Below are 14,488 nucleotides of genomic sequence, written 5' to 3'. Positions count from 1 at the left end.
CTCCCGGCCACCCACAGAATATCCTGAATGGGTGGCCGGGAGGGGGCGCGGGCCGGCACCGCACACCCCCGCATCAGCGGGGCGATAACAGCTTATCCAGGCCACCCTCTCCGGAGCCGATTTTTTCCAGGCGCGGATAGCGCGGCCCGCCATGATAGTCGATGGCGATGGTGTCGATCCGTTCGCCATTCTTGACCAGCAGCCGGATCGGGTCCTTCGACGTCTTTGCGGTGACGACCGCTGCCTTGAGCAGAGTGTCGCTATAGGCGACGTCGTTGACCGCGATCACCTTGATGCCGATGTCGAGCCCCGCCTTGTACGCCGGGCTGTTCCAGCCGACCGCAGTGATCTCCGCATCCTTGTCGATCACCAGACCCAGCGAATAGGTCAGGTCGGTCTTCTTGCCCGTCATCTCGCTGTTCTTGAACGCCAGCGTCGGCTCGTCGGCATAGATCAGGCGATAGCCATTGGCGACGAACCCGCCGAGCGGCGCGGGGGCGCCGGTTTCATTGATCCGCGTGCTGAGGAAGCCGTTCCAGTCATAAGGCTGAATGTTGTTGAGCGTCGCGACGACATCGTCGAAGGTATAGGTCACCTGCCCCCAGTCGCCGTCGTTGATGCCGAAAAAGGCTTTCGCGAAATCGTCGATCGACTTGGTGCCGCCGGATTGCTTGCGCAGGATCGAATCGACCTCCATCCACACCAGCAGGCCTTCATTGTAATAATCCTCCGAGCGCTGATAGCTGGTCCAGCCCTTCGGCTTGCGCTGCGACATGACCGGGTCGTTGGTCGTGTCGACCATCGCTCGCCACTCGCGCGCCGGACGGTTGTCGAGCGTGGCGAGGATCGAGGCGTACATGTCGAGCGTATCCTGCTTCGACACGATGCCGGAACGTGCCTGCAGCACATAGCCCCAGAATTGCGTCTGCCCCTCATAGACCCATAACAGGCTGCCGCGCATCGGCGTGCGGAAGTCGGGCGTCCACAGGTCCGCGCCGCGGCGGAACTTGCCGTCCCAGCTATGGGTGAATTCATGCGGCAACAGGTTGCGCGACCCCGGGCCGTCCTTCCATTTGGTGAAATAGCCCGGCTTCACGCCGTTTTCGGACGAGCGGTGATGCTCGAGCCCGATCCCGCCCAGATCCTCGCTGATCGAGAGCAGGAATTCATAAGTGTCGTAATGCTGCGCGCCGAAATTCTTCACCGCCTGCTCGACTAGCTTCTTGTGTACGTCGATCTGTTCGGGGGTGGCGGCCAGCTCCTCGGGCGTGTCGGCGACCACGTTGAGATTGACGCGCGGGCTGAGTGCCCAGCGCTTGTAATAGCGCCCGGCGAGAGCGGGGGAGTCGACCAGCACTTCGTAATTGGTCTTTTCATAGACATAGGTCGAACCGGTCGCCTTGGCCGTCAGGGCGGAGGCAGCGGTCCAGCCGTCGGGATATTTCACGGTTGCCTTGACTGGAATCTGGCGCGTGAAATAGCCCGCCGGATACAGGCTCATCGAGTTGAACTGCAGGCTGAGCATCTTCGGCGTCATGACGATGCGGCCCTGGTCGGTCTTGGTCGCCGACAGGAATTTCAGGCTGATATCGAGCATTTTTGCGCCCTTCGGCACATCGATATGGAAGGCGAAGACATCGACCGGGTCGCGCTTCCATGGCACCGGCTTGCCGTTCGCGGTGATGAACAGGCCGGCGAGCTTCTCGATCTCGCCGCGCGGGCTGTGTGCGCCGGGGAGCCATTTCGGATAGAGCAGCACCATGGGCCCGGCGTCCTTGACCGGGATGCTCTCCTTGACCGTGAAGATGCCGCGTTTGGTATCGGTCGCATCGACATCGAGCGTGATCGTGCCGGGATAGGCAATGTCGCGCGCCGGCGGAATCGTGTCGACATAGGGGACTGGCTGCGGCTTCGAATTCTCGGCGATCGCGGGGGTTGCGGCGGCGGCGAGCAGCGTGGCGGTGACAAGCGGACGGATCATCAAGGGCCTTTCGGCAAAGGGGAGGTTGTGCCGCGGCTTAAGCCCGCGGCACGGCGAACGTCTAGTCCCTCGGCCTTGTACGCGCGACGGCGGGACCCAGCGTCAGCGGGAAGAAATTGCTCCTTTTACAGGATCGTGTCGATGAGGCGCAGAGAAGAGGGTGAGAGAAGGGCTGCGCCGTGAGAATTTAATCATTGCAGCGGCGGCCGGGGAAGGCTGGCCGCCTGCCTGGACGGTGGAGGCGCGCCGCCATTGACCGGGACCGTGACGTCTATACTTTCTCAGGGACTATGCCGAGGCGGACGATGTCCCATACCGGAGCAAGGGGCGCAGGGCTTATGAGATTATTCGCAATTATGCTGCTGCTGTCCATTGTCTCGGCCGTGCTCGGCACCCGGGCGTCGGCGCAAGATCTAATCGCGCCACTGCCCCAAGGATTCGCACCGTCAAGCGAGCCGAAGGTTCACGGGCTGTACGCTGAAACTGAATTCGGCCGCATCGATGTTAAGGACGATCTTGAGGCGCTCGAGGCCGAATGCAAGGCGCGCGGCACCGACGCAAGGGTCGAGGGACGCGAACTGCTCTGGAAGGGCAAGCGAAGGCTCTACCGAACCCCTGCAAGCGTTGCTGTCATCGAAGACACCCCGACCATCAAGGCAGACCGCCAGGCATGTTCTGCCACGATAACGCTCTCTCGTAGCGTCATGGCTAAATCCGGCCCTTGGTCGAGCATCAAGACCGCGGACTGGATCGACCAGCACCCGAAGTGCGCTCGCTTTCCCCGTTGCAAGACGGCGACGATCGCGGGCGTTAAAGCCCAATGTGTCGATCTTGGGGATGGTCTGGTGGGATCCGCCATTTGCTATTCGCTGCAGGACGATCTCAGCAAGGACCTGATAGTGGCCAGGTCGAATTACACGGATGATGGCAGCGGGCCAGATACGGAATGGGCTCTTGACTTGGTCCTAACCGATATTCTGATCGACCCTGCGGTCTTCGCGAAGACCGCTTCCCGCTAACCGCGCCAAATCAGTCTCCAGCCGGGAACTCGGTATCAGATTTTGCAAACGCATCGAAGGACCGCGATCTGGGCGGCAACTGCCGTCGGCCTGCAGCATGAACAACGACCACTTTTTGCGGTACGCCTGCAAACGTCCTCCGGGGCAACATTTGGGGCGCTGGCAGACGGCCCTGTTTATGAGTCGATGACCTAAATATGAGGAGCAGCCAATAGAGGGCGGGTTCAGCCGCCCAGCACGTTAATGGTGAACGCCAGCACGCCGATGTTGAACACAAAGGCGGCGAGGCAATGGCCGATCACCACACGGCGGATGCGCGGTGCGGTGATCTCCACATCCGAGGTCTGAAAGGTCATGCCGAGCGTGAAGCTGAAATAGACGAAATCCCAGTAATCGGGCTCCTTCGTTGCGGGGATATCGACCCCGCCACTGTCCTTGCCCGTGCCGTTATCGAGATAGAAGAGATGCGCATAATGCAGCGCATAGACGGTGTTGGAGAACAGCCAGGCGAGGATCAGCGTGACGACGATCAGCGCGGTGGCGAAATTGCTGCTCTTGCCGCCCATCATCTCGCTGACGACCGACACGAGGATCACGATCGTCACCGTGGCGGTAATGGCGAGCAGCAAGGCGCGGTTGGCGTCGTTGTCCTTGGTATGCGCGCGCATCGCGTCGGCCTTGCTGCCCAGCAGTGGCGCAACCAGGGCAAGGAATGTGGCTGCGGCGATATCGAACGCCGCCATCGTGCCCAGTCCCTTATCGAGCAGCGGGATCAGAATCGCGAGCCCGGCCGCGAACAGGAGGACGAAGGCAAGGAAGCGCGGCGGTGCGATCCTGTTGCCGAGCTGCAGACCCGAGTTTTTCGCCGCCATGTCGAAGGTCTAGCGCTCCTTCCCGCGCTCGCATAGAGAGCAGCCGCAAATGGCACGTATCGAAACCCCCAAGCGCATTCGCGGCACGCAGGACATCTTCGGCGAGGAGCAGCGCCGCTTCGCGCATGTCATCGACACGTTCGAGCGGGTGCGGCGACTCTATTGTTTCCAGCGCGTCGAGGTGCCGATCTTCGAATCGACCGCCGTGTTCGCGCGCTCGCTCGGCGAGACGACCGATGTCGTGTCGAAGGAAATGTACACGTTCGAGGATCGCGGCGGGGATTCGCTCACCCTGCGGCCCGAATTCACCGCCGGCATCGCGCGCGCCTATCTGACCGAGGGCTGGCAGCAATATGCGCCGCTGAAGCTCGTCGCGCACGGGCCGGTGTTCCGGTACGAACGGCCGCAAAAGGGCCGGTACCGCCAGTTTCACCAGATCGATGCCGAGATCATTGGCGCCCCCGAAGCGGCGGCGGATATCGAACTGCTGGTGCTCGCCGACCAGCTGCTGCACGAACTCAAGATCGACGACGGCGTGACCTTGCAGCTTAACACGCTTGGCGATGCGGAAACGCGCGACGCCTGGCGCGCGGCGCTGGTTACCCATTTTGAGCAGCATGAAGGCGATCTGTCGCAGGACAGCAAGGACCGGCTAACCCGCAATCCGTTACGCATCCTCGACAGCAAGGATCCGAAGGACCGACCGATCGCCGAGGCCGCCCCCGATATCGACGCCTATCTGACGTCCGAGGCGGGCGCGTTCTTCGAGAGCGTAACCAAGGGTCTGGATTCGGCGGGTGTCGCCTGGACGCGCAATTCGCGGTTGGTGCGCGGGCTGGATTATTACCGCCACACGGCGTTCGAGTTCGTCACCGACCGGCTCGGCGCGCAGGGTACGGTACTGGCCGGCGGTCGCTATGATGGGCTGATCGGGTCGCTTGGCGGACCGGAGACGCCGGGAATCGGCTGGGCGGCGGGGATCGAGCGGTTGGCGATGCTGCTGGATGAGCCGGCGGCGGAAGCGGTCGATGCGGTGATCGTGCCGATGGGTGCCGCCGCGGAAGCGCGCGCGCTGGGCATCGTGGCCGATCTGCGTCGCGCCGGCGTGACCGTCGATATGGCGTATCGCGGCAATATGAAGAAGCGGATGGCGAAGGCCGATGCACTGGGTGCCCGCTTTGCGGTCATTCTGGGCGACAATGAACAGGAAAAGGGCGTCGCCGCGGTCAAGGAACTGGGGCCGGGGACGCAGACGGACGTGGCGCTCGACGCCCTGGCGGAGGCGCTGCGTTGACGATTGAAGGCCGGCCGGCCGCATGACCGGTATTTCCGCAGCACGGATCGCGCAGATCGAGGCGCGGCGCGATGAGTTGCAGGCGCAGATGGCGACCGGCGACCTGCCCTCCGACCGCTTCGTCGCGGTGTCGAAGGAATATGCCGAGCTCGAACCGGTCGCGCGGGCGGCGGGTGAGGTGCGGCGGCTGCGCGCCGAGCTCGAAGTGCTCGCCGGCATGGAGAATGACAGCGATCCCGAGATCAAGCAGATGGCGCGCGAGGAGATCGAGGCGATCCGCGAGACCTTGCCCGCCGCCGAGCGGGCGCTGGCGCTGTCATTGCTGCCGCGCGATGCCGCCGACGAGCGTGCTGCGATGCTCGAAATCCGCGCCGGGACCGGCGGCGACGAGGCGGCGCTGTTCGCCGGCGATCTGTTCCGCATGTATCAGCGCTATGCCGAACGCCAGGGCTGGCGGGTCGAGCTGATCTCCGCCTCCAGCTCCGAATCCGGCGGCTTTCGCGAAGCGATCGCTTCGGTCGAGGGCAAGGGCGTGTTCGCGCGCCTGAAGTTCGAAAGCGGCGTGCACCGCGTGCAGCGCGTGCCCGCGACCGAAGCGCAGGGACGCATCCACACCTCGGCGGCGACGGTGGCGGTGCTGCCCGAGGCGGAAGAGGTCGACGTCAAGATCGATGACAAGGACCTGCGCATCGACGTGTACCGGTCGTCGGGGCCGGGCGGGCAATCGGTCAACACGACCGATTCCGCGGTGCGTATCGTGCATATCCCGACCGGCCTGGTGGTGATCCAGCAGGACGAAAAGTCGCAGCACAAGAACAAAGCCAAGGCGCTGAAGGTGCTGCGCACCCGGCTCTACGAGGCGGAGCGCGAGCGGCTGCACAATGAACGCGCGGGTGCGCGCAAGTCGATGGTCGGATCGGGCGACCGGTCGGAGCGGATTCGCACCTATAATTTCCCGCAAGGGCGGGTGACCGACCACCGCATCAACCTGACTCTCCACCGCTTGCCCGAGATTCTCGAAGGCGAGATGGACGAACTGGTCAGCGCGCTGATCGCCGAGGACGAGGCGGAACGGCTGGCGACGCTGGATGCGGGCTGATTTCTTATCCCCCTCCCATTTATGGGAGGGGTTAAGGGAGGGCCTGTTCTTCCCGGCGTGGCGCTTGTGACAAGCCCTCCCCCGACCCCTCCTGCAAGCGGAAGGGGAGTCAGGGTGGCGCTCGCCGAGGCCACCGCCGCATTCGCCGCCACCTCGCAAACCCCGCGCCTCGACGCCGAACTGCTGATGGCCCATGCGCTCGGCATCACGCGGGAATCGCTGCTCCTCAGCCATCTCGACGCTGAAGTCCCGGAAGCCTTCGCCGCATTCGTTGCGCGCCGCCTCGCGCATGAACCGATCGCCTATGTCGTTGGCAGCCGCGCTTTCTGGACGATCGACCTTGCCGTCGGCCCCGGCGCGCTGGTGCCGCGTGCCGATAGCGAGACGCTGATCGAGGCGGCGGTCGCGCATTTCGGCGACCGTAGGCCGCACCGAATCCTCGATCTGGGGACAGGCCCCGGCACACTGCTGCTCGCCGCCTTGTCGCAATGGCCCGAGGCGCACGGGCTCGGCATTGACGCGTCAGAAAAGGCGCTTGGCTATGCAGGAATCAATGCAGACGATTTGGGGATGGACGACCGCGCCAGCTTCAGGTTGGGCAATTGGGCCGAGGGTCTGAAAGGCGAGTTCGACCTGATCCTCGCCAACCCGCCCTATATCGCGACCGGCGACACGCTCCCCGCCGAGGTGCGCGATCATGAGCCGGCCGGGGCGCTGTTCGCCGGCGCGGACGGGCTCGACGACTACCGCATCATCGCGCCACAACTGCCCGCCCTGCTCGCGACCGATGGGATCGCTTGCCTCGAGGTCGGTGCAGGGCAGGCGGTGGAAGTCGCCGCGCTGCTGGGCGCGCAGGGGCTGGTGACGGGAATCCGATCCGATCTCGGCGGGATCGCACGCTGCGTGATGGCACGGCATTCTTGAACCTGTCGCACGGGCGTCACATATTTCCGCTTGGAGATTGGCGCGCCAGCCGCTATTGAACAGGGCAGGGGCACGCGCTTTCACCATTAACTGGTTGAAAACGGGCTGTTGCCCGCCTCCTTCGTCATCGCACCGCTGCAGTCCGGCGGTCGTGGCAGGCTCGTTTCGCCGAAGGTCGGCGAGCACGGGCCAAGGAGCATTGCATCCACATTGTTGCGGAGCACGACCGGGTTGGTTTTGAAGGACAGGACAACAGCACTTGATTAACAATAATCGTCAGGCCGGCCGCCGTCGCGGTCGTGGCGGGCAGCAGCAGCGCCCGCAGGGTAATTCGGGCCGCCCGGATAATGGCAACCGTATCGACAACCGGGCGCGCGGCAACGCGAGCCAGCTGCTCGAGAAATACAAGACCCTTGCGCGCGACGCACAGATGCAGGGCGACCGCGTCAACACCGAATATTATCTGCAGTTCGCAGACCATTATTTCCGCGTGCTCGCGGAAACCCGGTCGCGCTTCGAAGATAACCGGCGCCAGAATGGTGGTGCGGCGTTCGAAGAAGACGAGCAGGAATATGACGAGGACGGCGAACCGATCGCCCGCGTGGAGCAGCAGCAGCGCCCGCAGGATCGCAACCAGGGTGGCCAGAACCAGGGCTATCAGGGCAATGGCGGCCAGAATGGCAACGGCCAGTATGACGATGATCGTCGTCCGGCGCGCGGCAATGGCAACGGTGGGGGCAACGGTGGGGGCAATGGCGGCGACAATGATCGCGCCGACCGCGCCGATCGCTATGTCCGCGACGATCGCGGCGATGACCGGCCCAACAATGATCGCCAGAATGCGGACCGCCAATATGGCGATCGGCCGCAGCGTCAGGCCAACGACCGCTACGAGCGCAATGACCGGAACGCGAACACCGATCGCGGCGATCGCAATGGCACCGATCGCGTGAACCGCGCGCCCTATGCGCAGGACGAGCAGGATACCGCCCCGGCGCGCCGCGAAACCCGCGCCCCGCGCCCGGACCGTGCGCCGCGCCAGGAAGAGGCGCCGCGTCAGGAGACTGCACCGCAGCCCGAAACCGCGCCGGTTCAGGAAGAACCGCGTCGCCGCGGACGACCGCGCCGCGATGCTGCACCCGTCGTCCGTGAAGAGGCGCCAATGTTCGAGGCGGATCGCTTACCGCCGTCGCTCGGCATCTCGGCGATCGTGCCTGACGCCGAACCGGTGCCCGAGAAGAAACCGCGTGCGCGCCGTGCGCGCCCGGCAGCGGACGAGTCGACCGCCGCGGAGTGATCGGTCGACACTAGCGAATCGGCAAAGGCCGGCCCAGCATCCGCCGGGCCGGCCTTTTCCTTATGCGCGCCACGAACTGCTTCAGTATCTGGCCGTTGACCTGCCGCCATTGCCGTCTAGCATGTCTCCGAGAAGCGACTGAGCTAGCCAGTTGGGGGACAGTGAGAATGCGGTACTGGATCGGGACGGCAGCACTGGCATTTCCCCTGATCGCTCAGGCGCAGACCGCTGTGCCGCAGCCAGCCAATCCGCTGGCCGCCAATGCCCAGGGCGATGTCGCGGTCACCATCTATCAGAACGGCCAGTCGCTGGTGCAGGATGTCCGGCAGCTCGATCTCGACGCCGGCCGCACGCGGCAGGATTTCCCCGACGTCTCGGCGCAGATCCGTTCCGAGACGGTCACGCTCGGCGGCCCCGGCATCGGCATTGTCGAGCAGAATTTCGATTACGACCTGCTCTCACCCGACAAGTTGATGGAAAAGGCGGTCGGCTCGGTCGTGACGATCGTACGGACCAATCCGGCGACCGGTGCGGAGACGCGCGAGCAGGCTCGGGTGCTCGCGGCGAATGGCGGCATCGTGCTGCAGATCGGCAACCGGATCGAAGTGCTGCGCGATGACGGGCTGCCGGTGCGGGTGATCTTTGACAAGGTGCCGGAAAACCTCCGCGCTCGCCCGACCCTGTCAGTGACCTTGCAAGTAGCGAAGGCGGGCCGGGTGCCGGCGACCTTGAGCTATCTGACCCCCGGGCTCGGCTGGACCAGCGACTATGTCATGCTGTTCGACGAGGCGAAGAGCGCGATCGACGTGCAGGGCTGGGTCACGCTGACCAACAGCACCGGTACGACTTATCGCAATGCCGATGTGCTGCTCGTCGCGGGCAACCCCAATCGCAGCGGGGGTAATTTTTCGCAGCTTGGCGATGCGACGCTTGAGGTGGCGGGGACAGAATCGAACCAGCGCGAGAAGCTCGGCGACTATTATCTCTATCCGCTCGGCGAGCGCACGACGATCGCCAATGCGCAGCAGAAACAGGTCAGCTTCCTCGACGTGAAGGGCGTCGCCGCGCGCAAGACCTATGAGTGGACCAATGGCTGGCTCGAGACCCAGTCCGAGCCGCGCAGCGCCGCCACCGTCCTGAAATTCTCCACCTCGCGCACCGGCGGGCTGGGCGATCAGCTGCCGGCCGGCACGATCCGCGTCTATATGCGCGACAAGCGCGGCGATCCCCAGTTCATCGGCGAAAGCCGTGTCGCGGCGGCGCCGATGGGGTCGCAAATGTCGATCCGTACCGGCGAGGCGTTCGACGTGAAGGGCGCCGCGGTGACGGTCGAGCGCAAGCGGCTATCCTCGTCACGCTGGCGCACCTCGATGCGCTATGATTTCTCCAACGCCCGTCCCGATGCGGTGACGGTCGATCTGGCGCAGAACGGTCTGTGGGGCGATGTCCGCCTCATCGACCAGAGCATCACCGGCGAGCGCGTCTCGGCCGACCGGATGGAATGGAAGGTGCCGGTTCCGGGCAATGGCAAGGCGTCAGTGACCGTGGTGTTCGACACGCGCTATTGATCCGATGCGCCGCATCGCTGTCCTTTCCGCGCTCTTTCTACCCGCGACGCCCGCTGCGGGGCAGACGATCGTCAATTCCGAGCGGATCGATAAGATCTCGGTCACGCTGTACCGTGAGCCTGGGCGCGGCGAGCGGGCAATCGATGCAGGCTGGCCGGGCGGCTATGCGCTGATCACCGAGACTCGCACGATCAGCCTGCCCGCCGGGCGCCTGGTTATCCGCTTCGCCGGCGTGGCCGAAGGCATGCTGCCGGAAAGCGCGATTGTCAGCGGGGTGCCGAAAGGGGTCGGCGAGAAGAATCGTGACGCACGGCTGCTGTCGCCGGCGGGGCTGGTCGATGCCTATCTGAAGCGCAGCGTGACGATCCGCCGCACCAGCGGCGCGACCGGCAAGACCACCACCGAGGACGCCGTGATCCAGTCGGGGCCGGGCGGCGGTGTGGTGTTCACCACAGCTGCGGGGGCCGAGGCATTATCCTGTTCGGGCCTGCCCGAATCGCTGTCCTATCCCGGCGTACCCAGTGACCTGGCCGCCAAACCGACGCTGTCGGTCACGACCGACAATGCCGTGGCGACGACGGCGACGGTGCAGCTTTCCTACCTGGCGCAGGGATTCGACTGGTCGGCCAATTATGTTGCGCGGGTCGGCGATGACGGGAAAACACTCGACCTGTTCGCCTGGCTGACGGTCGCCAATGGCGGCAGCCAGGGCTTTGCCGATGCAAATACCCAGGCGGTTGCGGGCGGCCTGCACCGCGAGGCGGCGGCGCGGCTGCCCAAGGGGCCACCGCCCGAACTGCATCTGAAATGCTGGCCGATGGATATCACCAGCACTTACCCGAAATGGAGTATCGAGCGGGCACCGCCACCGCAGATGGTTGTAGAAGAGTCAGTCGATAGGATTGTCGTCACAGGGTCGCGTCGCGAGCGGATCGCGATGAGATTGCAGGCGATGCCCGCGCCCCCTCCGCCACCAGCTCCGGTGATGATGGCACAGCAGGAGGATCTGGGTGACCTCAAGCTATACCGCATTCCCGAGCCGGTCACCGTTGCCGCGCTGAGCCGCAAGCAGGTGGCGATGATTGACCGCAAGGGTGTGACGTTTGAGCGCGTCTACACTGCCGCTTTCAATGGTTGGCTCAACGGCCCCGGAACCACGCCCAGCATTGGGGCACGGCTGGTGCTGCGCACTGAAAACAAGGAAGCCGATGGGCTGGGCCTGCCGTTGCCGGCGGGGGTGGTCGCGGTGTTCGAGCCGGCGAATGGCGCATCCCTGCTGGTTGGCGAGGCCAGCCTGAAAGACCGCGCGATCGGCGAGGAACTGGAACTCGGGATCGGACAGAGCAACGACGTACGCCATGTCACCACTGCCCTCCCGCGCACTAAGGGACCTGCCGGGCAAGTGCCATTCACCGTGAAGGTGACCAACGCACGATCGACGCCTGAGATATTCGAGCTGGGCCTGCCGTTTCCGATCGTTTCGGCAAGCGATGCAGTGATCGAGCGCAAGGGGGATAAGATCTGGCGGACGGTGGTTCCGGCAAATGGCGAAGCGGTATTGAACGTGACGTTCAAGGCGCCTGGCTGATGCGAATCGGGTACGCCCTTGCCGCCCTGTGGCTGATGCTCGCCGTCAATCCGGCGGCATCCCAGGTCCTGGTCCAGTCCGACAAGATCGACGCGATCTCGGTCACGCTTTACCGCGATCCCGGCCGCAATGAGGGCGCGGCCAAAGGCAACTGGCCTGGCGGCTATGCGCTGATCACCGAAACCCGCACGATCACGCTCCCCGCCGGGCGTTCGACGATCCGCTTCGCTGGGGTTTCCGAAGGTATGATGCCTGAAACCGCGATCGTCACCGGCCTGCCGCGCCGGGTGAACGAGAAGAATCGTGACGCGAGACTGCTCGGGCCGGCGACATTGATCGACGCCTATCTCAAGCGCCGCGTGACCATCCGCCGCACCGACCGCGCCACTGGAAGGACGACGACCGGTGAAGCGGTGATTCAGGCCGGACCGAATGGCGGCGTGGTCCTGACCACCGCCGAAGGGGTTGAGGCGCTGGGCTGTGCGGGTTTGCCCGAAGCCTTGTCCTATCCCAGCGTACCGGAGGATCTGGCGGCCAAGCCGACCCTGTCGGTCGTCACCGATACGGCGACCGCCGCGACGGCGACGGTCCAGCTCTCCTATCTGGCGCAGGGGTTCGACTGGTCGGCGCATTATGTCGCGCGGGTCGCCGATGACGGGGATACGCTCGACCTGTTCGCTTGGCTGACCGTGATTAATGGCGGCAGCCAGGGCTTCGCCGCCGCGAACACCAATGCGGTGGCGGGCGCGCCGAACAAGGAAGCCGATCATCCCCTGCCCAAGGGTCCCGAGCCGGCGCTGCATCTGCGTTGCTGGCCAATGGACATCACCAGTACGCATCCGCGCTGGGGGATTGCGTCCCCGCCGCCGGCACCACCCCCGCCGCCCGAGGTGATGAACGAATCGGGGATGGCCGATATTATCGTCACCGGCAATTATCGCGGCGCCCGGGCCGATGTGCCGGTTGGCGTCTCGGTGATGACGGCCGAGCAGGAGGAGCTCGGCGATCTCAAGCTCTACCATGTTCCCGAGCCCGTCACGGTTGCCGCGATGAGCCGCAAGCAAGTGGCGATGATTGACCGCAAGAAGGTGCGGTTCGACCGTGTCTATACCGGCGAGTTCGAAGAATTCGATTATGACGCGGATGATGACGATCCCGAGAGTGAGGCGGCGACGCGCGTTCTGCGCACCGAGAATCTGGAGGCGAAGGGGCTGGGCCTGCCGCTGCCTGCGGGCGGCATCGCGACATTTGAACGAGTGAGTGGCGAATCACTGCTGCTCGGCGAGAGCAATCTGGCCGACCGGGCAATCGGTGATGAGGTCGAGTTCGGCACCGGCGAAAGCAGCGATGTGCGCTACAAGATTGTTGCCAGAAGACCGTCGGAGCGGCGCAAGCCCTATAAGGTCATCGTTACCAACGCGCGGTCGACGCCGGAGACGTTCGAGCTGGTCATTCCCTACAAGCTGGCGAGCACCAGCGCCAAGATGATCGAGCGCAAGGGGCGAAAGGCCTGGCGCGTCATCGTACCGGCCAATGGCGAGGCGAAGCTCGACTTTACGTTGAAGCTGGAGCCCGAGCGGTAAGGCGCGGTTTCGACTCTAGCCGATATCGTTGACCGATTCGTCGTGGCCGGTGCCCGAACTGAGGAATGCGAGCCCCATTAGCGCCGCGGCAAGCATGACCGATCCGCCGACGCCGCCGATCGTCGCCAGGATCGCGATCCAGGACAGCGGGCCGTAAAAATGATCGAGTCCGACAATCGCGATCGCAATGACGATCGCCGTCGCCAGCCCCATCCAGGCCAGGATGCGGCGGAACCGCCGCCAGGCAAAGGCGGCATAATCGGGATCTTCGAGTCCGGCAGGCGTGCTCATGCTTGCGCTTTGCCCCGCAAAGGTGGAATCCTCAACCGCCTCGAAGACTCGGGAAAAACGGGCTGGGCAAAGAGGAGACGAACCATGACGATCGCGGCGATCCTGGGCGGCAAAGGCCGGGAAGTCATATCGGTGACGACGCAGCACAGCGTGCGTGAGGCGGTTGCCTTGCTGGCACAGCGACGGATTGGTGCGGTGCCGGTGATGGACGGCGCCAATGTTGTCGGAATCTTTTCCGAACGCGACGTGATCCATGGGCTCGAAGCGCATGGTGCCGCCGCGCTCGATGCGCGGGTCGGCGATGTGATGACCTCTCCCGCGATTACCGTCGGACTCTCCGAAGCGGTGATCGGCGCGCTGTCTTTGATGACGCGGCGGCGGATCCGCCATTTGCCGGTGGTCGAGGCCGGCCAGGTGATCGGCGTGGTGTCGATCGGCGACCTGGTCAAATATCGCATCGACCGGATCGAGGCCGATGCGGAGGCGATGCGCAGCTATATTCAGTCCGCCTGAAGCGGCTGCTTGCGGATGATCGCGATCAGTTCGCGAACCACCTGGCGCGCGAAGATCATCAGCCAGGCGCCATAGACTGTCGCGCCGGCCGTCACGAGAATCGCGAGGCGCGGTAGCGGACTCATCGGCGGCAGCGCCGCATCGACGAGACGGACCGCCAGCGCCATGCCGATCGCGGCAAACAAGGCCGGCGCGATCGCATCGGCCAAGGCGCGGATCGAAGTGCCGATCACTGACAGGGATCGCCACAGGCTGATCGCGAGATAGATCGGATAGGCCGCGATCCAGGCCCAGGCGATGCCGGTCACGCCCCAGCGCACCCCGATCATGAAGGCGATCGACAGGAGCACGGCGCCGACCGCGCCGTTGCGCACGCCGATCCCGGGCTTGCCAAGCGCATCGCAGGCCGGTGAGAATAGGATCTGAAGTGTCATGAACGGCATGGCGAGCGCCAGCAGA

Annotated in this window: 13 protein-coding genes (1 of these 13 running past the window's edge); 9 read left to right on the top strand and 4 right to left on the bottom strand. The window is 64.6% G+C overall.

The window, feature by feature from the left end:
* Positions 1–73 precede the first annotated feature (73 nt).
* Positions 74–1,981, bottom strand: coding sequence for a M61 family metallopeptidase (locus ACRECS_RS07565; RefSeq protein ID WP_431582349.1), 1,908 nt, complete (start codon positions 1,979–1,981; stop codon positions 74–76).
* Positions 1,982–2,337: 356 nt separating this feature from the next.
* On the opposite strand from ACRECS_RS07565, the gene ACRECS_RS07560 reads away from it, so the two are divergent.
* Complete coding sequence (locus ACRECS_RS07560; RefSeq protein ID WP_431582348.1) at positions 2,338–3,000, top strand: hypothetical protein; 663 nt, start codon at positions 2,338–2,340, stop codon at positions 2,998–3,000.
* A gap of 224 nt (positions 3,001–3,224) precedes the next feature.
* On the opposite strand, the gene ACRECS_RS07555 is transcribed toward ACRECS_RS07560, so the two are convergent.
* Positions 3,225–3,872 (bottom strand): DUF1345 domain-containing protein, encoded by a 648-nt coding sequence (locus ACRECS_RS07555; RefSeq protein WP_431582347.1) that lies wholly within the window; start codon positions 3,870–3,872, stop codon positions 3,225–3,227.
* Positions 3,873–3,921: 49 nt separating this feature from the next.
* Between ACRECS_RS07555 and hisS the strand changes: the two genes are divergently transcribed.
* The 7 genes from hisS to ACRECS_RS07520 all read left to right on the top strand — a co-directional run bounded on the left by hisS (position 3,922) and on the right by ACRECS_RS07520 (position 13,225).
* Entirely contained in the window at positions 3,922–5,166 is a 1,245-nt protein-coding gene (gene hisS, locus ACRECS_RS07550) for a histidine--tRNA ligase (protein WP_431582346.1), read from the top strand.
* A gap of 22 nt (positions 5,167–5,188) precedes the next feature.
* Entirely contained in the window at positions 5,189–6,265 is a 1,077-nt protein-coding gene (gene prfA / locus ACRECS_RS07545; protein WP_431582345.1) for a peptide chain release factor 1, read from the top strand.
* A 114-nt stretch (positions 6,266–6,379) separates the two neighbouring features.
* Positions 6,380–7,189, top strand: a complete 810-nt coding sequence (prmC, locus tag ACRECS_RS07540; RefSeq protein ID WP_431582344.1) for a peptide chain release factor N(5)-glutamine methyltransferase — start codon at positions 6,380–6,382, stop codon at positions 7,187–7,189.
* A gap of 259 nt (positions 7,190–7,448) precedes the next feature.
* Entirely contained in the window at positions 7,449–8,486 is a 1,038-nt protein-coding gene (locus tag ACRECS_RS07535) for a DUF4167 domain-containing protein (RefSeq protein ID WP_431582343.1), read from the top strand.
* 167 nt (positions 8,487–8,653) lie between these two features.
* Positions 8,654–10,054, top strand: coding sequence for a DUF4139 domain-containing protein (locus tag ACRECS_RS07530; protein WP_431582342.1), 1,401 nt, complete (start codon positions 8,654–8,656; stop codon positions 10,052–10,054).
* A gap of 4 nt (positions 10,055–10,058) precedes the next feature.
* A complete protein-coding gene (locus ACRECS_RS07525; protein WP_431582341.1) occupies positions 10,059–11,642 on the top strand; it encodes a DUF4139 domain-containing protein in 1,584 nt (527 codons plus the stop codon).
* A complete protein-coding gene (locus tag ACRECS_RS07520; RefSeq protein ID WP_431582340.1) occupies positions 11,642–13,225 on the top strand; it encodes a DUF4139 domain-containing protein in 1,584 nt (527 codons plus the stop codon). Before ACRECS_RS07525 ends, ACRECS_RS07520 begins: the two co-directional genes overlap by 1 nt.
* Before the next feature lie 15 nt (positions 13,226–13,240).
* Here ACRECS_RS07520 and ACRECS_RS07515 read toward each other — a convergent pair whose 3' ends face one another.
* Positions 13,241–13,516, bottom strand: a complete 276-nt coding sequence (locus ACRECS_RS07515) for a hypothetical protein (RefSeq protein WP_431582339.1) — start codon at positions 13,514–13,516, stop codon at positions 13,241–13,243.
* Between the two features lie 84 nt (positions 13,517–13,600).
* On the opposite strand from ACRECS_RS07515, the gene ACRECS_RS07510 reads away from it, so the two are divergent.
* Positions 13,601–14,029: a CBS domain-containing protein gene (locus ACRECS_RS07510; protein WP_431582338.1), complete on the top strand. Its 429-nt coding sequence runs from the start codon at positions 13,601–13,603 to the stop codon at positions 14,027–14,029.
* Here the strand turns inward: ACRECS_RS07510 and ACRECS_RS07505 are convergent.
* Positions 14,017–14,488, bottom strand: the end of a protein-coding gene (locus ACRECS_RS07505; protein WP_431582337.1) for a lipopolysaccharide biosynthesis protein. 1,013 nt of this gene lie beyond the right edge of the window; 472 of the gene's 1,485 nt are visible here — the last part of the coding sequence; its start codon lies off the right edge, out of view — the gene reads right to left on this strand; it ends in the stop codon at positions 14,017–14,019. The genes ACRECS_RS07510 and ACRECS_RS07505 overlap by 13 nt on opposite strands.

Source organism: Sphingomonas sp., from assembly GCF_050725575.1.
GTDB lineage: Bacteria > Pseudomonadota > Alphaproteobacteria > Sphingomonadales > Sphingomonadaceae > Sphingomonas.
Note: the sequence above shows the minus strand (reverse complement) of the source record. Positions and strands in the feature narration are given on the sequence as shown.

Bases quoted from the DNA above. Each gene is read 5' to 3' on its own strand.
- ACRECS_RS07530 (WP_431582342.1), top strand. From the start codon at position 8,654: ATGCGGTACTGGATCGGGACGGCAGCACTGGCATTTCCCCTGATCGCT.
- ACRECS_RS07560 (WP_431582348.1), top strand. From the start codon at position 2,338: ATGCTGCTGCTGTCCATTGTCTCGGCCGTGCTCGGCACCCGGGCGTCG.
- ACRECS_RS07520 (WP_431582340.1), top strand. From the start codon at position 11,642: ATGCGAATCGGGTACGCCCTTGCCGCCCTGTGGCTGATGCTCGCCGTC.
- prfA (WP_431582345.1), top strand. From the start codon at position 5,189: ATGACCGGTATTTCCGCAGCACGGATCGCGCAGATCGAGGCGCGGCGC.
- ACRECS_RS07525 (WP_431582341.1), top strand. From the start codon at position 10,059: ATGCGCCGCATCGCTGTCCTTTCCGCGCTCTTTCTACCCGCGACGCCC.
- ACRECS_RS07510 (WP_431582338.1), top strand. From the start codon at position 13,601: ATGACGATCGCGGCGATCCTGGGCGGCAAAGGCCGGGAAGTCATATCG.
- ACRECS_RS07515 (WP_431582339.1), bottom strand. From the start codon at position 13,516: ATGAGCACGCCTGCCGGACTCGAAGATCCCGATTATGCCGCCTTTGCC.
- ACRECS_RS07565 (WP_431582349.1), bottom strand. From the start codon at position 1,981: ATGATCCGTCCGCTTGTCACCGCCACGCTGCTCGCCGCCGCCGCAACC.
- ACRECS_RS07555 (WP_431582347.1), bottom strand. From the start codon at position 3,872: ATGGCGGCGAAAAACTCGGGTCTGCAGCTCGGCAACAGGATCGCACCG.
- hisS (WP_431582346.1), top strand. From the start codon at position 3,922: ATGGCACGTATCGAAACCCCCAAGCGCATTCGCGGCACGCAGGACATC.